Annotated in this window: 16 protein-coding genes and 1 tRNA gene; 14 read left to right on the top strand and 3 right to left on the bottom strand. The window is 70.8% G+C overall.

The features are described from left to right. Positions 1-22 precede the first annotated feature (22 nt). Both J2Y70_RS06635 and lolD read left to right on the top strand, forming a co-directional pair. Positions 23-1,267, top strand: coding sequence for a lipoprotein-releasing ABC transporter permease subunit (locus J2Y70_RS06635; protein WP_309914969.1), 1,245 nt, complete (start codon positions 23-25; stop codon positions 1,265-1,267). A gap of 10 nt (positions 1,268-1,277) precedes the next feature. After that, positions 1,278-2,015 (top strand): lipoprotein-releasing ABC transporter ATP-binding protein LolD, encoded by a 738-nt coding sequence (lolD, locus tag J2Y70_RS06640; RefSeq protein ID WP_263398432.1) that lies wholly within the window; start codon positions 1,278-1,280, stop codon positions 2,013-2,015. A 666-nt stretch (positions 2,016-2,681) separates the two neighbouring features. On the opposite strand, the gene J2Y70_RS06645 is transcribed toward lolD, so the two are convergent. Both J2Y70_RS06645 and J2Y70_RS06650 read right to left on the bottom strand, forming a co-directional pair. After that, entirely contained in the window at positions 2,682-3,746 is a 1,065-nt protein-coding gene (locus J2Y70_RS06645) for an SDR family oxidoreductase (protein WP_309914972.1), read from the bottom strand. Between the two features lie 108 nt (positions 3,747-3,854). Then, positions 3,855-4,085, bottom strand: a complete 231-nt coding sequence (locus J2Y70_RS06650) for a hypothetical protein (RefSeq protein WP_309914975.1) — start codon at positions 4,083-4,085, stop codon at positions 3,855-3,857. Here J2Y70_RS06650 and J2Y70_RS06655 point away from each other — a divergent pair. From J2Y70_RS06655 to J2Y70_RS06705, 11 genes are all read left to right on the top strand, one after another. Continuing rightward, positions 4,077-6,629, top strand: coding sequence for a DNA internalization-related competence protein ComEC/Rec2 (locus J2Y70_RS06655; protein WP_309914977.1), 2,553 nt, complete (start codon positions 4,077-4,079; stop codon positions 6,627-6,629). The two genes, J2Y70_RS06650 and J2Y70_RS06655, sit on opposite strands and share 9 nt — an antisense overlap. Continuing rightward, positions 6,523-7,200, top strand: a complete 678-nt coding sequence (locus J2Y70_RS06660) for a MotA/TolQ/ExbB proton channel family protein (RefSeq protein ID WP_309916206.1) — start codon at positions 6,523-6,525, stop codon at positions 7,198-7,200. The genes J2Y70_RS06655 and J2Y70_RS06660 overlap by 107 nt, the downstream gene beginning before the upstream one ends. Before the next feature lie 4 nt (positions 7,201-7,204). After that, positions 7,205-7,627 carry a biopolymer transporter ExbD gene (locus tag J2Y70_RS06665; RefSeq protein ID WP_263398019.1) on the top strand — a complete coding sequence of 141 codons (423 nt, stop codon included), beginning with the start codon at positions 7,205-7,207 and terminating at the stop codon, positions 7,625-7,627. Between the two features lie 8 nt (positions 7,628-7,635). Beyond that, complete coding sequence (gene msbA, locus J2Y70_RS06670; protein ID WP_309916209.1) at positions 7,636-9,372, top strand: lipid A export permease/ATP-binding protein MsbA; 1,737 nt, start codon at positions 7,636-7,638, stop codon at positions 9,370-9,372. After that, the gene (gene lpxK / locus J2Y70_RS06675; RefSeq protein ID WP_309914980.1) at positions 9,372-10,406 is read left to right on the top strand and encodes a tetraacyldisaccharide 4'-kinase; all 1,035 of its coding nucleotides are present in this window, start codon (positions 9,372-9,374) and stop codon (positions 10,404-10,406) included. Before msbA ends, lpxK begins: the two co-directional genes overlap by 1 nt. A gap of 530 nt (positions 10,407-10,936) precedes the next feature. Continuing rightward, positions 10,937-11,725 (top strand): 3-deoxy-manno-octulosonate cytidylyltransferase, encoded by a 789-nt coding sequence (gene kdsB / locus J2Y70_RS06680; RefSeq protein WP_309914984.1) that lies wholly within the window; start codon positions 10,937-10,939, stop codon positions 11,723-11,725. Beyond that, positions 11,722-12,210 (top strand): low molecular weight protein-tyrosine-phosphatase, encoded by a 489-nt coding sequence (locus J2Y70_RS06685; protein ID WP_309914986.1) that lies wholly within the window; start codon positions 11,722-11,724, stop codon positions 12,208-12,210. Before kdsB ends, J2Y70_RS06685 begins: the two co-directional genes overlap by 4 nt. Then, the gene (locus tag J2Y70_RS06690) at positions 12,207-13,628 is read left to right on the top strand and encodes a hypothetical protein (protein WP_309914989.1); all 1,422 of its coding nucleotides are present in this window, start codon (positions 12,207-12,209) and stop codon (positions 13,626-13,628) included. Before J2Y70_RS06685 ends, J2Y70_RS06690 begins: the two co-directional genes overlap by 4 nt. Beyond that, on the top strand, positions 13,625-15,481 hold the full coding sequence (gene uvrC, locus J2Y70_RS06695) for an excinuclease ABC subunit UvrC (protein WP_309914992.1): 1,857 nt from the start codon (positions 13,625-13,627) through the stop codon (positions 15,479-15,481). The genes J2Y70_RS06690 and uvrC overlap by 4 nt, the downstream gene beginning before the upstream one ends. 9 nt (positions 15,482-15,490) lie before the next feature. Further along, positions 15,491-16,126 (top strand): CDP-diacylglycerol--glycerol-3-phosphate 3-phosphatidyltransferase, encoded by a 636-nt coding sequence (gene pgsA, locus J2Y70_RS06700; protein ID WP_309914994.1) that lies wholly within the window; start codon positions 15,491-15,493, stop codon positions 16,124-16,126. 36 nt (positions 16,127-16,162) lie between these two features. Further along, positions 16,163-16,238: transfer RNA gene (locus tag J2Y70_RS06705), tRNA-Gly, on the top strand. 179 nt (positions 16,239-16,417) lie between these two features. Here J2Y70_RS06705 and J2Y70_RS06710 read toward each other — a convergent pair. Then, on the bottom strand, positions 16,418-16,630 hold the full coding sequence (locus J2Y70_RS06710) for a hypothetical protein (protein WP_309914997.1): 213 nt from the start codon (positions 16,628-16,630) through the stop codon (positions 16,418-16,420). Positions 16,631-16,977: 347 nt separating this feature from the next. Here J2Y70_RS06710 and J2Y70_RS06715 point away from each other — a divergent pair, with 347 nt between their 5' ends. Continuing rightward, positions 16,978-17,799: a glycosyl hydrolase family 18 protein gene (locus J2Y70_RS06715; RefSeq protein WP_309915000.1), complete on the top strand. Its 822-nt coding sequence runs from the start codon at positions 16,978-16,980 to the stop codon at positions 17,797-17,799. Positions 17,800-18,001 lie beyond the last annotated feature (202 nt).

Below are 18,001 nucleotides of genomic sequence, written 5' to 3' on the forward strand. Positions count from 1 at the left end.
GCTCCCTGGACGGTGGCTGCGCATGTTCAAACCCTTACCCGTGGCCATCGGCCTGCGCTACCTGCGCGCCAAGCGCCGCAACAACTTCATCTCTTTCATTTCGATGGCCTCGATCCTCGGCATCGCCCTGGGCGTGACCGTGCTGATCACCACGCTGGCGGTGATGAGCGGTTTCCAGAAGGAGATCCGCGACCGCCTGCTGCAGATGGCCGCGCATGCCACGGTCAGCGCGCAGGGCGCGCCGATGCAGGACTGGCAGCACGCGGTGGACGTGGCCAAGCGCGATCCGCGCGTGGCCGGCGCCGCGCCGTACGTCGAGGAAGAGGCGCTGCTCACCGGGCAGCGCAATCAGCCGGCGATCGTGCGCGGCATCCTGCCCGGCGAGGAGGCCAAGGTCTCGGTGCTGGCGCAGAAGATGAAGCAGGGCTCGATCGACAGCCTCACCCCCGGCTCGTACAACATCCTGCTCGGCCAGGAACTGGCGCTGTGGCTGGGCGTGGGCGTCGGCGACAAGGTGGTGGTGATGCTCGGCGAACCGCAGGCCAGCCCGATGGGCATGGTGCCGCGCTACAAGCGCTTCACCGTCAGCGGCATCTTCGAGGCCGGCTACAACGAGATCGACCGCGGTCTGGCGGTGACCAGCATGGCGGACATGCAGCGCGTGCTGCGCATGGGCGACGGCGTCACCGGCGTGCGCCTGAAGCTGCACAACATGGACCTGGCCTGGAACGTGGCCCGCGACCTGGCGCTGAACCTGCATGGCCCGTACATGGTCAGCGACTGGACCCGCGAGAACGCCAACCTCTACCAGTCGCTGAAGATGGAAAAGACGGTGATGGGCATCCTGCTGTCGCTGATCATCGCGATGGGCGCGTTCAACCTGGTGTCCTCGCAGGTGATGCTGGTCACCGACAAGCAGGCCGACATCGCCATCCTGCGCACGCTGGGGCTGAGCCCGGGCGGCGTGATGCAGGTGTTCATGGTGCAGGGCACGCTGATCGGCGTGATCGGCACCGTCGCCGGAGTGATCGGCGGCATCGTGCTGACCCTGAACCTGGAGCGGATCCTGGCCGGCATCGAGGCGCTGTTCAACATCAAGCTGCTGCCGGAGGACGTGTACTACATCACCGGCCTGCCCACCGACATGCAGCCGCACGACGTGGTGGTGATCACCCTTGTCGCGCTGCTGATGAGCTTCCTGGCCACGCTGTACCCGGCCTGGCGCGCGGCGCGTACGCAACCGGCGGAGGCGCTGCGTTATGAATGAGCATCGGGACATGGGACTCGGGACTCGGGACTCGGAAGTGCAAAAGCCACAGCGTGCCGATGCGGCGATCCGCGCCGAAGGCCTGGGCAAGACCTACGCCGAAGGCAAGATGCGCACGCCGGTGTTCGACGGGCTGGACCTGGCCGTGGCGCCGGGCGAGACCGTGGCCATCGTCGGTGCGTCCGGCGCCGGCAAGAGCACCCTGCTGCACCTGCTCGGCGGCCTCGACGTGCCCACCGCCGGCGAGGTGTACGTGGCCGGGCAGCGCATGTCGGCGCTGTCGGACGCGGCGCGCGGCCAGCTGCGCAACCGCTCGCTGGGCTTCGTCTACCAGTTCCATCACCTGCTGCCGGAATTCACCGCGCTGGAGAACGTGATGATGCCGGTGCTGCTCGGCGGCGCCGCGGTCAAGGACGCCGAGGCGCGCGCGCGCGCCTTGCTGGAATCGGTGGGCCTGGGCCATCGCCTGGAGCACAAGCCGGGCGAACTGTCCGGCGGCGAACGCCAGCGCGCGGCGGTGGCGCGCGCGCTGGTCAACCGCCCGGCCTGCGTGCTCGGCGACGAGCCGACCGGCAACCTCGACGACAAGACCGCGGCCAACGTGTTCGCGCTGATGCTCGACCTCAACCGCGCGCACGGCACTAGCCTGGCGCTGGTCACCCACGACCGCAGCCTGGCGCGCAAGCTCGACCGCGTGCTGGAGCTGCACCAGGGCAAGCTGCGCGAACTGGCGCCTGCCGACGTGTAGCGCGGGCGTGTGCCGGCGTGGAATGCGCCGGCATGGTCGCGACCCGGCGGCTGCGACGAATGCATTTCGGAACAATGGCGGTTCCGGCGATCGGTCGCGGCTGAAGCCGCTCCTACAGTGCACCGAGCCGCCGGCCACGCCCCCCTGTAGGAGCGGCTTCAGCCGCGACGAACGAAGCCGGAGTTTTTCCGGTCATGGAACAACCGGTGGCCCGATGGGCCGAAGCCACGCGGAGTCGCTCCACAACGAGGGCGGTGCACTGTGGGAGGGACTTCAGTCCCGACGCGATTCGGTCGCGGCACCTCCAATGCTTCGCTCGTCGCGACTGAAGTCGCTCCCACAAAGGATTCGTGGCCTGCTCGCTGGGTGCACTGTGGGAGGACTTCAGTCCGGACGCGGTTCGGTCGCGGCATCTCCACCGCTTCGCTCGTCGCGACTGAAGTCGCTCCCACAAAGGATTCGTGGCCTGCTCGCTGGGTGCACTGTGGGAGGGACTTCAGTCCCGACGCGATTCGGTCGCGGCACCTCCAATGCTTCGCTCGTCGCGACTGAAGTCGCTCCAGCCGCACCGGACGAAGACCCTCAGATTCTGTCAATTCGACAATCCCTCATCGCCGCTCTCACAGCGGCAGCAGCCAACCCGCCGATGCTGCGACTCTGCGACCGTCAGGGAATCACCCGCTGCGCGCGCAGCCGCGCGAACAGTTCCAGGAATGACGCGCGGCTGTCGTAGTAACCGAGGAAGCCGAGATCGCGGCTCTTGGTCATGTCGTTGACGCACTCGATCTCGCGGCCGAGGTCGGCATCGGTATGCCACCACGACGCCAGCTGATTCACGTCCGCCTGCACCAGCGCGTGCCGCTCGGCGATCTGGCGCCATTGCGCAGGTGCGCTGTCCTTCAGGCGCGGCTCCAGCGGCATCGGCGCATCCGGATACGGCGCCGCCTCCAGGCCGAAGAACGCAGCGATCTCGCCCCACATCCAGCGCCAGCGGAACACGTCACCGTTGACCGTGTTGAACGCCTGGTTGCGCGCGGCCGGACTGGTCGCGGCCCAGGCCAACTGGCGGCCGAGCAGGCCCGCGTCGGTGAGGTCGGTGAGGCTGTCCCACTGCGCGCGCGAGCCGGGGAACACGAACGGCTGCCCGCTGTGCTTGCAGAGCGTCGCGTACACCGCCAGGGTCACGCCCATGTTCATCGCATTGCTGCCGTTGGCCTGGCCGATCATGGTGTGCGAGCGGTGCACGCTCCAGCCGAAACCGTGGCGCGCGGCGGCGTCGAACAGCAGGTCTTCCAGCGTGTAGTAGAAGTTCTCGCCGGGCTGGCGCGGCTCGCTCTCGCGAAATGGCGTCTCCGCCTTGCCGCTGCCGTAGTGTTCGAACGAACCCAGGTAATGCTTGGTGCCGGTGACCAGCGCCATGTGCTGCAGCGTGGCGCCGTCCAGGCCTTCGCACAGATGGCGCAGCATCGCGCCGTTGGCGGCGACGTTTTCCTTTTCGGTGGCGCGCCGCGTCCAGGTGCAGAAGAACACGTGGGTGATCGGCAGCCCGCGCAGCGCGGCCGTCGTCGCCTCGCGGTCGAGCAGGTCGGCGGCCACCGCGATCACGCCTTCCTGCGGGACCGGGCGGCGCGCCAGGCCATAGACGGTCCAGCCTTCCGCGACCAGGACCCTGGCCAGGTTGTAGCCGGAAATGCCGGTGACCCCGACCACCAGTGCGGTGCCCTTGCGCATGCGCGGATCCTCATCAGCCAAACCGGCACGCTAGCGAGACGCCGATGAACATGCGGCGAAAGCGACCGTGCGCTGCACGTGACGACGCAAGGCGCGCGCGGCGAATTCCTACGCGGCCTGCAGGGCTTGGCCGATAGCGCGCATCGGCACGGTGCGAGAGCCTGTCGATGCAGCCAGCGCGATGACGATGACCACGAAAAACCGCGGCAGGTAGCGGCGGCCCCGGGTCGTCTGCTGACCTCGATGTCGCCCGACGCGGTCGCCGTCGTCCGGCGCGATGGCTGCGGCCACCCGTGCATCTTCACCCGTCCATGCCAAGGAGGCGATCGCATGCGGCAATGCTCGGCACCTGCCGACGGCCACGCCGTCCGCGTATCGGCGCCTTCGCGCGGCAGCGCGGTCGCGCCGTTCGGCATCGCCGTCGCCGCCGCTCTGGCCGCCGGCGTGCTGGCGACCTTGTGGCTGCCGCGGCTGGCGCCGTGGCCGCTGTCGCTGGCGCTGCTGCTGGGCGGCATCGCGCTGTTCGTCGGCCTGCCGCGCTGGCGGTGGCTAGGGGCGTTCGCGGTGGGCTGCGGATGGCTGGGGCTGGTCGCCGGCATGGTGCTGGCGCGGCAACTGCCGGCGAACCTGGAAAAGCGCGTGGCCACGCTGAGCGGGCAGGTGGTGGAGTTGCCGCAGGCAGAGGTACGGCGCACGCGATTCCTGTTCCGGGTGGATGCCGACCCCGCGCAGCCGGCGCCGTTGCGCGGGCGCCTGCTGCAACTGGCCTGGTACGACGATTTCGGCGCGCAGGCGCCAGGTCCGCGTACCGCGCTGCATGCCGGCGCGCGCTGGCGCCTGAGCGTGCGCCTGCGCGCGCCGCGCGGGCTCAGCAACCCCGGCGGCTTCGACGCCGAGGCGTATGCGCTGGCGCAGCGGATCAGCGCCACCGGCTACGTGGCGGCGCCGCGCGAGGCCACCGAACTGGCGCCCGGGCGCGGCATCGATGCCTGGCGCGAGCGCGTGTCGGCGCGGATCGCGGCCGCGGTGCCGCGGGTGTCGGCACGTTATGTGCAGGCGCTGGCGCTCGGCGATACGCGGATGCTGGACGACCGCGACTGGCGCATCCTGCGCGCCGCCGGCCTGACCCATCTGATCGCGATCTCCGGCTTCCATGTCGGTCTGGTCGCCGGTGCGTTCGCGCTGCTCGGCGGCGGCCTGTGGCGGCTGTGGCCGCGGCTGGGACGGCATTGGCCGCGACGCCAGGCGGCGGTGTTGCTGGCGGTGCTCGGCGCCGGTGGCTACACCGTGCTGTCGGGAATGGCGCTGCCGACCGTGCGCACCTTGCTGATGATCGCGGTGGTGGTGGTCGCGCGCCTGTGGCGGCGACCGGTGCGGGTGGTCGATGGCTTGGCGCTGGCGGCGATCGTCATGCTGGTCTTCGACCCGCTGGCGGTGCTGTCGGCGGGGTTCTGGCTGAGCTTCCTCGGCGTGGCCTGGCTGGCCTGGTGCATGCCGGTCGCCGGCAGCGGCTGGCGCGACAAGCTGCGCGAGTTCCTGTCGGCGCAGGGCGTGGCCACCGTGGGACTGCTGCCGCTGAGCACGATGCTGTTCGGGCAGGCCTCGGCGGCCGGGCCGCTGGCCAACCTGCTGGCGATTCCCTGGTGGAGCCTGGTGGTGGTGCCGCTGGCGCTGCTCGGCACCGCGCTGGAAGCGCTGCATGCCGGTGCCGGGAGTTGGGCATGGCGCGCGGCGGCGGCGTGCTTCGACCTGTCCTGGCCGCTGTTCAGCACCCTGGGCGAAAGCCGCTTCGCGCTGTGGTGGTTGCCCGAGGCGCGCGACTGGGCGCTGCCGCTGGCGCTGCTGGGCGCGTTCTGGCTGTTGCTGCCGCGCGCGGTCCCGGGCAAGCCGCTGGCGGCCCTGCTGTGGCTGCCGCTGTTCTGGCCGCCGCTGGAGCGGCCGGCGCCGGGCGAGGTGGAACTGGTGATGATCGACGTCGGCCAGGGCCTGTCGGTGCTGGTGCGCACCGCACGGCACCAGTTGCTGTACGACGCCGGGCCGGCGATCAAGGACGGCTACGACGCCGGCGAGCGCGCGGTGGTGCCGGCGCTGCACGCGCTCGGCGTGGCGTGGCTGGACCGGGCGGTGATCAGCCATGGCGACAACGACCACGCCGGCGGCTTCGATGCGGTCCGCGCAGCGCTGCCGGTGGCCCTGGCCGAGGCGCCGGCCGGCGCGCCGGTGCGGGTGGACCGCCCGTGCCAGGCCGGGACGGCCTGGGAGTGGGACGGGGTGCGCTTCCGCTTCCTGCATCCCACGCCCGGGTTTCCCTACCTCGGCAACGAGTCGAGCTGCGTGCTGCGGGTGGAAAGCGCGCACGGCGCGATGCTGCTGACCGGCGACATCGGCGAGGTCGTCGAGAGTCGCCTGCTGCGCCAGAGGCCGCAGGACCTGCGCGCCGACGTGGTGCTGGCGCCACATCACGGCAGCGCGCATTCCTCGCAGCCGGCCTTCGTCGCCGCCACCGGCGCGCGGCTGGCGCTGATCTCGGCCGGCGACGGCAACCGCTTCGGCCACCCGCGGCCGGCGGTGGTGGCGCGCTGGCAGGCGTCCGGCGCCGAAGTCGTGACCACCCCGCAGGGCGGCGCGCTGCGCGTGTGGCTGGGGCGGGCGGGGCTGCAGCTGCGCGAACGGCGGCCGTGGCGGGCGCGGCTGTGGGATGCCGCGGAGCGGGCGCGGCCGGCTGCTATCCTATCGGCCAGTGAACGAACGGCCGAACGTGCCGGAGGGTTGCGACGTGTGGGAACTGGTCAAGGCCGGTGGCTGGCCGATGGTGCCGTTGCTGCTGTTGGGCGTGGTCGCGCTGGCGATCGTCCTGGAGCGGTTCTGGAGCCTGCGCCGTAGCGAAGTGCTGCCGCCGGGGCTGGGCCAGGAAGTGCGCAACTGGGCCACGCGCGGCAAGCTGGACCAGACCCACATCGAGTCGCTGCGGCACAACTCGCCGCTGGGCGCGCTGCTCGCCGCCGGGCTGGACGTGCGCAACCGCCCGCGCGAGATCGTCCGCGAGCGGATCGAGGACACCGGCCGCCACGTCGTGCATCGCATGGAGCGGTTCCTGAACGCGTTGGGCACGGTGGCCTCGGCCGGGCCGCTGCTCGGCCTGCTAGGCACCGTGGTCGGCATGATCCAGATGTTCCTGGGCATCCTCGACCACGGCGTCGGCGACGTGAACCAGCTCGCCGGCGGCATCGGCAAGGCGCTGGTATGCACCGCCACCGGCATGATCATCGCGGTGCCGGCGCTGGTGTTCCACCGCTATTTCAAGGGCCGCATCGCCGGCTACGTCATCGAGATGGAGCAGGAAGCCACCGCGCTGAGCGATGTCCTCGACGGTCACGGCCGCCCTGGCGCGCCGGCACCGGGCACGCCGCGCTCGGCCTCGCGTCCAGGCGCCGCTGCGCCGGCCAAGGGCTAAGCCGGTGCGGATCCGCGACGACCGCGGCCAGGACGAGCCGCAGATCGACCTGGTGCCCCTGATCGACGTCATCCTTGTGCTGATCATCTTCTTCGTTGTGACCACCACCTTCGACGCCCGTTCCACCTTGCAATTGCAGCTGCCCAACGCCAGCGACCAGCACAACCCGGCGCCGCCGCGCGCGCTGAGCGTGCTGGTCAATGCCGACGGGCACTATTTCATCAACGACCAGGAAGTGCTGCGCACCGACGTGGAGTCGGTCAAGCGCAGCATCGCCCAGGTCGCCGGCGACGACCGCGAGCAGCCGGTGCTGCTGCGGGCCGATGCGCGCACCCCCTACCAGGCCGTGGTCACCGCGCAGGACGCGCTGGGCCAGCTCGGTTTCCGCCGCATCGCCATCGCCACCGCGCCGGAAGTCAAACCGTGAGCGGCAAGATGACCCCGGTATGGCCGATCTACCGTCGGCTGCTCGGCTATACCCGCGCCTATTGGGTGATGCTGACCGCGGCGGTGGTAGCGATGGTGGTCGAGGCCACCGCCGGCTACTGCTTCACCCGGCTGATGGATCCGTTGGTCAACCGCGGCTTCGTCAATCCCGAGGCACGCATGGCGGTGCTGCTGCCGCTGGCGATCCTGGGCCTGTTCCTGATGCGCAGCGTCGCCACCTTCGTCGGCGACTACTGCATGGCGCGCACCGGGCGCAGCGTGGTGCGCGACCTGCGCGAGCAGGTGCTGGCCAAGTACCTGCACCTGCCGTCCTCGCACTTCGACGTGGAGGCCACGCCGGTGATGGTCAGCCGGCTGAACTTCGATACCGAACAGGTCACCCAGGCCGCCTCCGATGCGCTGAAGACGCTGGTGGCCGATACCCTGACCATCGTCGGCATGCTGGTGGTGATGCTGCAGATGAGCGTCAAGGTGACCCTGGCGCTGCTGGTGGTGGCGCCGCTGATCGGGGTCATCGTGTCCTACGTCGGCAAGCGCTACCGCAAGATCAGCCGCGGCATCCAGGACGGCATGGGCTCGATGGCGCAACGCGCCGAGCAGTCGCTCGGAGCGCAGCAGGAAGTGAAGGTGCACGGCACCCAGGCCCTGGAAATCAGCCACTACGCGGCGCTGGCCAACCGCATGCTGGGCCTGAACATGAAGGTCGAGACCACCCGCGCGCTGGCCTCGAGCATGGTCCAGTTCCTGGCCGCGGTGGCACTGGCGGCGATCGTCTGGGTCTCCACCCGCGAGGCGCTGGCCGGGCGCCTGAACCCGGGCCAGTTCATCGCGCTAATGACCTCGATGATGGCGATCATCCCGTCGCTGCGCCGGCTGACCAGCGTGCAGACCTCGATCTCGCGCGGCGTGGCCGCGGCCGAGCGGCTGTTCTCGATCCTGGACACGCCGGAGGAGCGCGACAGTGGCAGCGTGTCGGTGCAGCGCGTGCGCGGCGAACTTGAGTTCGACCGGGTGATGTTGCGCTACCGCGACGACGCCGGGCTGGCGCTGGACGACATCAGCTTCAGCGCCAGGCCAGGCACGGTCACCGCCATCGTCGGCCGCTCCGGCAGCGGCAAGACCAGCCTGGTGCGGCTGGTGCCGCGCTTCTACGAACCCAGCGGCGGCCGCATCACCCTGGACGGGGTGCCGCTGCACGACTACCGCCTGCACGATCTGCGCCGGCAGATCGCGCTGGTCGGGCAGCGGGTGATGCTGTTCGACGACACCATCGCCGCCAACATCGCCTACGGCACCGAGGCCAGCGACACGCAGATCCGTGCCGCGGCCGAGGCCGCCAACGCCTGGGAGTTCATCGAGCGCCTGCCGTTGCAGCTGCGCACCCCGGTCGGCGAGAACGGCGCGCTGCTGTCCGGCGGCCAGCGCCAGCGCCTGGCGATCGCCCGCGCGATCCTGCGCGACGCGCCGATCCTGATCCTCGACGAAGCCACCGCCGCGCTGGATAACGAGTCCGAGCGGCTGGTGCAGGACGCGCTGCATCGGCTGATGCCCGAGCGCACCACGCTGGTCATCGCGCACCGCCTGTCCACCATCGAACACGCCGACCAGGTGCTGGTGATGGATCATGGCCGCATCGTCGAGCGCGGCACCCACCACGCGCTGCTCGCCCAGGGCGGCCTGTACGCCCACCTGCACAGCATGCAGTTCCGCGAAAGGCAGGCCTGATGAGCGGTCGTGGGCCCCACACGCCCGGCTATTGGTACGGCCAGGGCACGCCGCCGCTGTACGCGCGCCTGCTGACCCCGGTGTACGCGGCGGCGATCGGCCTGCGCCGCGCGCTGTACCGGCGCGGCTGGCGCAAGCGCTACAGCGTCGCGGTGCCGGTGGTCGTGGTCGGCAACCTCACCGCCGGCGGCACCGGCAAGACCCCGCTGACCATCGCCCTGGTGCGCAAGCTGCAGGAGGCCGGCTGGAAGCCCGGCGTCGCCACCCGCGGCTACGGCCGCAGCCAGGACCAGGTCGCGCGCTGGATCGAGCCGGGCACCACGCCCGAGCTGGGCGGCGACGAGCCGGTGCTGATCGCGCACAAGACCGGCGCGCCGGTGCGGGTGGACCGCGACCGCGTCGCCGCCGCGCGCGCGCTGCTGCAGGCCGGCTGCGACATCGTGGTCTGCGACGACGGCCTGCAGCACTACCGGCTGCAGCGCGACATCGAGATCGAAGTGGTCGACGGCCACCGCCGCTACGGCAACGGCCGCCTGCTGCCGGCCGGGCCATTGCGCGAGCCGGTGGCGCGCGGCCGCGAATGCGATTTCCGGGTCATCAACCTGGGCCAGGCCAGCGATGCTGGCGAGATCCAGGCCGGTTTCGGCGAGTGGGCGATGCGCCTGCGCATCGACAGCGCGCAACCGCTGCAGGGCGGCCGCGCGCGGCCCCTGCGCAGCTTCGCCGGGCAGCGCGTGCACGCTGTCGCCGGCATCGCCCATCCGCAGCGCTTCTTCGACATGCTGCGCGCGCATGGCATCGGCGTGGTGCCGCATGCGTTTCCCGACCACCACCGCTACCGCGCCGCCGACCTATCGTTCGGCAGCGAACTGCCGGTGCTGATGACCGAGAAGGACGCGGTCAAGTGCGCGTCGCTGGTCGACGACTGGTGCTTCAGCGTGCCGCTGGTGGCGGAGTTGCCGGCCGCGTTCTGGATCGGCCTGCTCGACCGGCTGGACAAGCTGCGCGGGCGCAGCGGCGACGCCAGCGAATAGCGGCGCGTGCGCTCGTGCCGTCGCACGGGCTTGGCATCGAGTGAAGCAGCTGGAGCATGCGCACAGGGCGCATCCGTGACGTTTGCAGCGACGAAGCATGGCAGCGCCGAATCCTGTGGGAGCGACTTCAGTCGCGACGGGGCGTTACCGGTAAAGCCCGTCGCGACTGAAGTCGCTCCCACAAGATCCTGCGCCGGCTGAAGTGCTGCCGTCGAACACCGTCGTCCGGCACGGGAAGGCGTTGCGTGCGCTGCTGCTCCCACGGCGGGCCTGCCATAGCCGGCGCTGACGCTGCAGACGCTTTCGCGCACTGGAGCGTGTGCAGAGCTGCGATCGGCAGGGCCTATAGAATGGCAGGGAAGGCGGCTGCCACGCGCGCGCGCGGCAACTGACGTGCCTCGCTGCAGCGAACGCCTGCCGCCGCCGCGCCTTGGCGAAGACGCGTTGCCCCCGAATCGACAACGGAGAAGATCATCCATGTTTGGCTTCCGCGAATTCCAGCATTCCGCCGCTGCCGGCGCGCGCCGCGCATGAGCGCCGAACGCGACCTGACCCCGCCACCGTTCGTGGTCGCCATCCCGGCGCGCTACGCCGCCTCGCGCCTGCCGGGCAAGCCGCTGCGCGCGCTCGGCGGCGAACCGCTGGTCCGGCACGTGGCGCGCCGCGCGCTGGGCGCCGGCGCGCAGCAGGTGTGGGTGGCCGCGGACGATCCGCGCATCGCCGCGGCGGTGGCCGACCTGGAAGGGGTGCACGTTGCGCTGACGTCCGCGGCGCACGCCTCCGGCACCGACCGCCTGGCCGAATGCGCCGACATCGCCGGCTGGGACGACGCCACCGTGGTGGTCAACCTGCAGGGCGACGAGCCGTTCGCGCCGGCCGCGGGAATCGTCGCGGTAGCGCAGGCGCTGGCCGCCAGCGGCGCGGAGATGGCGACGCTGGGCACGCCGGTCGAGTCGGCCGACAGCCTGTTCGACCCGAACGTGGTCAAGCTGGTGCGCAGCGCGCGCGGCGATGCGCTGTATTTCAGCCGCGCGCCGATCCCGTGGCACCGCGACGCTTTCGCCGCCTCGCGCGAACGCCTGCCGCCGGGTCCATGGCTGCGCCACATCGGCATCTACGCCTACCGCGCCGGGTTCCTGCGCCGGTTCGCGGCGATGCCGCCGGGCGGGCTGGAACAGGTGGAGGCGCTGGAGCAGTTGCGGGTGCTGGAAGCCGGTTTCCGCATCGCGGTGGCGCTGTCGCCGGCGCCGTTCCCGCCCGGGGTCGACACGCCCGAGGACCTGGCCCGCGCCGAGGCGCATCTGCGGAGCCTGGCATGAAGCTGCTGCTGGTCTGCCTGGGCAACATCTGCCGCTCGCCGATGGCCGAAGGCGCGCTGCGCCATCACCTGCAGCGCTCGCCGCTGGCCGGGCGCGTGCAGGTGGATTCGGCCGGCACCGGCGACTGGCACAGCGGCGAGCCGCCGGACCGGCGCGCGATCGCCTGCGCCCGCGGCCACGGGGTGGACATCGCCGGGCTGCGCGCGCGGCAGCTGCAAGACACCGATTTCGCCGGGTTCGACTGGATCCTGTGCGCCGACGCGGCCAACCTGCGCGACGTGCGCCAGCGCGCTCCGGCCGCGGCGCGGGAGCGGGTGGCGCTGTGGCTGCCCTGGGCCGGGCTGGAGGGCCGCCGCGAGATCCCCGACCCCTACACCGGCGGCAGCGACCACTTCGAGGACGTCTGGCGCCTGGTAGACGAAGCCGCCGCCGGCAGCGTGGCGCGACTGTCCGTCGACGGCGGCTCCGGCATAATCGGCCGATGAACTCGATCGCCGCCCTGGAACTGCCGCAGCCCGGCACCTGGCTCAATGCCGCGCCGACCACGCTGCGCGAGCAGCAGGGCCGGGCGCTGGTGCTGGCCTTCGTCAACGCCGCCTCGGCGTGGTGCGCGCAGCGCCTGGCCGAGCTCAGCCAGTGGCAGGCGCGCAATCCGGGGCGCCTGCAGCTGATCGTGGTGCAGGTGCCGCGCTTCGACAGCGAGCGCGAGCCGCAGCGGGCGCTGAAGCTGCTGCGCAGCCAGGGCGTGTCGGCGCCGATCCTGCTCGATGCCGACTGGGCCGCCTGGCAGCGTTTCGACGTGCAGGCGTGGCCGACGCTGGTCCTGCTCGACGCCGGCGGCTACGAGCGCGAGCGCCTGGTCGGGATCGGCGGCGCCGACCTGGAGAAGGCGCTCAACGCGCTGTGCGCCGGGCAATCGCTGCCGCTGGACGACGAACTGCGGCAGCCGCGCGAGACCCAGCCCGAGCCGCGCCTGCCGCTGCGCTTCCCGGTCGGCCTGGCGGTCGCCGACGATCGCCTGTACATCGCCGACAGCGGCCACCACCGCATCCTCGAATGCACCACCGGCGGCCGCATCCTGCGCCAGTTCGGGCTGGGCACCGCCGATTTCATCGACGGCGGGCTCGGCGAGGCGGCGTTCCACCGGCCGCGCGGCCTGGCGCTGGAGCGCGGCGTGCTGTACGTCGCCGACACCGGCAACCACGCGCTGCGCCGGATCAACCTGCTCAACGGCCAGGTCGACACCCTGTGCGGCAACGGCCGCGCCGGCGAGCCGGTCGAAGGACCGGTGCAGCAGGCGCAGCAAGCGCCGCTGAACCACCCGCAGGACGTGGTGGTGGCCGACAACCAGGTGCATATCGCGATGGCCGGCGACAACCGCATCTGGAGCTACGAACTCGGCAACCGCAGCCTGCGCTGGCGCGCCGGCTCGGGCGTGCTGGAACTGCGCGACGGCAGCGGCCACCTGGCCGCGTTCGCGCAGCCGTGCGGCCTGGCCGCGGTGCAGCAGGCGCTGTATGTGTGCGACGCGCTGGGCTCGGCGGTGCGTTCGCTGCAGTTGCGCGGCGACCTGGTGCAGACCCTGCTCGGCGGGCAGGGTCCGTGGGATTTCGGCAACGAGGACGGCCCGCGCAGCCGCGCGCGCCTGCAGTTCCCGCAGGCGATCGCGCTGAGCCCGGACGCGCCGCTGCTGTGGATCGCCGACAGCGGCAACGGCAGCCTGCGCAGCCTGCGCCTGGGCGGCGGCGAACTGTCCACCACTGCGTTGCCGCGGCGCTTGCACGGCCCGGCCGGGCTGGCGGTGACCGCGGGCACGGTGTGGATCGCCGAGACCGACGCCCACGCCGTGCTGCGCTACGACATCGCCAGCGGCGAACTGAGCGACGTGCCGATCAGCGAATGACCGCGTCCTTGCAGCCCCCGTTCGACGGCAAGGCCTTCGCCGCCAACCTCAGCACCGCGCCCGGCGTCTACCGCATGTACGCGGCCGACGACACCTTGCTGTACGTCGGCAAGGCCGGCGCGCTGCGCAAGCGCGTGTCCAGTTATTTCAGCGCCTCGCCGAAGAACGCGCGGACCATGGCGATGCTGGCCCAGGTCGCGCGCATGGACGTGACCGTGACCCGCAGCGAAGGCGAGGCGCTGCTGCTGGAAAACCAGCTGATCAAGTCGCTGTCGCCGCGCTACAACGTGTCGCTGCGCGACGACAAGAGCTACCCCTTCGTGCTGCTGACCCGCGAGGAGTGGCCGCGGATCGCGCTGCACCGCGGCCCGCGCGCGGTGCCCGGGCGCTACTTCGGCCCGTATCCGGGCGTGACCGCGGTGCGCGAGACGCTGAACCTGATGCACAAGCTGTTCAAGCTGCGCAGCTGCGAGGACAGCGTGTTCCGCAACCGCTCGCGGCCGTGCCTGCAATACCAGATCGGGCGCTGCAGCGCGCCGTGCGTGGCGCTGGTGCCGGCCGACGATTACGCCGAGTCGGTGCGCCGCGCGACCATGTTCCTGGACGGACGCAGCGACCAGCTCGGCGAGGAACTGGTGCAGGCGATGCAGGCCGCCAGCGAACAGCTGGAGTTCGAGCGCGCCGCGCGCCTGCGCGACCTGCTCGGCTCGCTGCGCAGCATGCAGAGCCGGCAGTACGTGGACGGCCGCGCCGCCGACCTGGACGTGCTCGCCTGCGCGATGCAGGGCGCCAACGCCTGCGTGCTGCTGCTGGCGTTCCGCGACGGCCGCAATCTCGGTACCCGCGCGTTCTTCCCCAAAACCAACGGCGAGGACAGCGCCGCCGAAGTGCTCGGCGCGTTCGTGTCGCAGTACTACGCCGAACAGCCGCCGCCGCGCGAGGTGCTGCTGGACCGCGAGATCCCCGATGCCGAGCTGATCGAAGCGGCGCTGGGCTCGGCCGCCGAGCGCAAGGTGCAGTTGAAATGGAACGTGCGCGGCGAGCGCGCCGGCTACCTGGAACTGGCCAGCCGCAACGCGCAGGCGACGCTGGCCACCGAACTGACCAGCCGTAACGCGCAGCACGCGCGCAGCGAGGCGCTGCGCGAGATGCTGGGGCTGGCCGAACCGGTCAGGCGCGCGGAGTGCTTCGACATCAGCCACACCATGGGCGAGGCCACCGTGGCCTCGTGCGTGGTGTTCGACGCCAGCGGCCCGGTGCGCAGCCAGTACCGGCGCTACAACATCAGCGGCATCGAGCCGGGCGACGACTACGCGGCGATGCGTCAGGCGATCGAACGCCGTTTCCGCCGCGCCGCGGAGGGCGACAAGGCCGACGTGGTGCTGCCCGACGTGCTGCTGATCGACGGTGGCGCCGGCCAGCTGGCGCAGGCCAACGCCGCGCTCGCCGACCTGGGCGTGGAAGGCATTCTGGTGATCGGCGTGGCCAAGGGCGCCGAACGCCGCGCCGGCCACGAGACCCTGGTGATGCCGGACGGGCGCGAACTGCGCCCCGGCGCGGCGTCGCCGGCGCTGCAGTTCATTCAGCAGGTACGTGACGAGGCGCACCGTTTCGCGATCACCGGCCACCGCGGGCGGCGCCAGAAAGCGCGCATGACCAGCAAGCTGGAAGACATCCCCGGCATCGGTCCGCGCCGCCGCGCAAGCCTGTTGAAGCATTTCGGCGGGCTGGCCGGGCTCAAGGCCGCCGGCGAAGCGGAGATCGCGCGCGTGGAAGGCATCAACGACGCACTCGCTGCGCGAATCTACGCTAACCTGCACGGACTGCCGGTGCCCGATCCGGCAGGCGAGTAGAGCAGCGCAATGAAGTTGACCATCCCCACCTGGCTGACGCTGCTGCGGATCGTGATGATTCCGGTGCTGGTGCTGGTGTTCTACCTCCCGTACACGTGGACGAACTTCGCCTCGGCGGCGATCTTCGGCCTGGCCGCGTTCACCGACTGGCTGGACGGCTGGGTGGCGCGGCGCTACCACCAGTATTCCGCGTTCGGCGCGTTCCTGGACCCGGTGGCCGACAAGCTGATGGTCGCGGTGGCGCTGTTCCTGATCGTGCAGGGCCACCCGACGCCGTGGATGGCGTTCTGGGCGGCGGTGATCGTCGGCCGCGAGATCGCGGTGTCGGCGCTGCGTGAGTGGATGGCCGAGATCGGCCAGCGCGCCAAGGTGCGGGTGGCGATGATCGGCAAGGTCAAGACCACCGCGCAGATGGTCGCGCTGCTGTGCCTGCTGTACTCGGTGATGCCCGACGGCTCGCCGCCGGAGAGCGTGTGGATGGGGCGGTTCATCTTCCGCATCGGCGACTGGACGCTGGCGATCGCCTCGATCCTGACCCTGTTGTCCGGCATCCAGTACCTGCATGCGGCCTGGCCGAGCCTGCGCGCCGACGAGCGCGCCGCGGTGGCGGACAAGAATGCGAAGAAAATCGAAGGCAACGGTTGACAGCCTGCCGGTTCCCGGTAAAATTCGCGGCCTCAAGCGGGAATAGCTCAGTTGGTAGAGCGCAACCTTGCCAAGGTTGAGGTCGCGAGTTCGAGTCTCGTTTCCCGCTCCAGACGGTTTCGCAGGCATCCAGCGGATACCTGCAGAACGATGAAATCAGGACCTTCGGGTCCTTTTTTCGTTTTGGCGCGGTGCGATGCGTTCGCTAAGGCGCCACTGCGGAGATCGGCGCCATGCCGTATCGGGCATGGCGCGCCCGGCCGGCGACGCTTCGCCGGCGCAGGCGTTCCGCTACGGCGCCGATGCCGCCGTCGAGTCGATACGCCGCACCGGCAGGGCTTCCCGCAATTGCCGGAAATGGTCCAGTCCGCCCCGTTGCTGCACATCGCCGAGCACATAGCAGGAGGCGAGGGTGGTGGGCGCCACCGGCACGACGAAGAAGAGCGCATCCCACGGCGTGGACCTTGTTCGACGGGCAAGCTGGTCCCGCTGCGTCCCGTTCACCGCGCCCAGATCAGCGATGAATTTGCAGCGTTAGCCAGGGTTGTGAGCGTCGGCCACCCACACCGGCGATGCCGGCCCGCACGCGCGTCGGCAATCGCGACTGGGATGGCTGTTCCGAAGCCGCGCAGTGTCGACCGCGCGCGTCGCGATCTGCGCTAGGTTCGGCCAGGGGCATTGCATCGCGTGCAGACGGGCGGAGAAGGCGGCGGCGTCGCGGCCGCAGCGGCCGGGCACGAGCAAGACACGACAGGCGTTTGCGTCGGGACCGGAGCGGTCGCGGCGCCAGGCGCATGCGCGGATGCCGGTCGCCCTCGCCGCAACTCCCTCTCACCACTGCAGGAGCCACCATGAACTTCGAGATCGCAACCTGGTACGACACATGGAACGGCACGGGTGCCGACAATCTTGCGCAGGGCAAGGTGCCGCTCGGCTATGCCAGCCGCTACAACCTGGCCTTCGGCATCTTCGTCGAGTCCGGCAACGGCTATGCCGTGGACCTCAATGCGCAATTCGCTGCGCAGAATCTCGCCCAGATCAAGGCGCAGGCGCCCGGCGCGCTGATCTATGCCGGGGTCGGCGACACCGGCTTGGTGGCGACGGTGACGGACAATCGCGACAACGCCAATCGCTCCACCGCCAACATCGTGGCCTATCTGCAGCAGCAAGGCCTCAACGGCATCAGCATTGATTCCGAAGGCGACGGCATGTCCTCGGTCGTGGAGCTGGTGACGCAGCTCAGCCCGAGCTTCAAGGCGGCCGGACTCGGCATCGCGGTGTCGGTGCCGTGGCCCGCAGGTGGCCCTGTCGCCCTTTACGGCGACGGCGCGGTGGCGGCGTTCAACCAGTACGTGGATGCCGCCGAGTTGCAGGACTATTCGTCCTCCGGCACGCCGCAGGATGCGCAGGTGTGGATCCAGGCCGGGGTGCGCGCCGACATCCTGATGGGCGGAGTGGCGACCGAGAACAGCGACGCGCAGACCTCGCTCGAAGACACCGCGGCCTGGACCAGCTACGCGCTGCAGAACGGCTTGCGCGGCATGTTCAGCTGGAGGCTCGACAACGACCACGGGCAGGACGGCCAGGAAGAAGACGTGGATCCGACCTTCACCGGCGCCAAGACCATCTACGACACGGTGTCTGCGGCGCGCGGCGGCGCGACGGCCGGCTAGCGCGCTTCGCTCTCCGTTACTCTGTGGGCGAGAGACCGGCGCGTGCATCCAAGTGCGGCAGGCGCATCGCAACGCGCTTGCCGCGATAGCTGGCTCTCTGGCGCTCCGGGCCGTTGGCGTGGCGCTCCGGTGTACGCGCCGGCCGTTCTCCCACAACGCCATTGCCGCGCGCGCAGTTGCTTAGCAGCGCACTGCGAGTGCC

This window comes from Xanthomonas sp. 1678, assembly GCF_031455575.1.
GTDB lineage: Bacteria > Pseudomonadota > Gammaproteobacteria > Xanthomonadales > Xanthomonadaceae > Xanthomonas_A.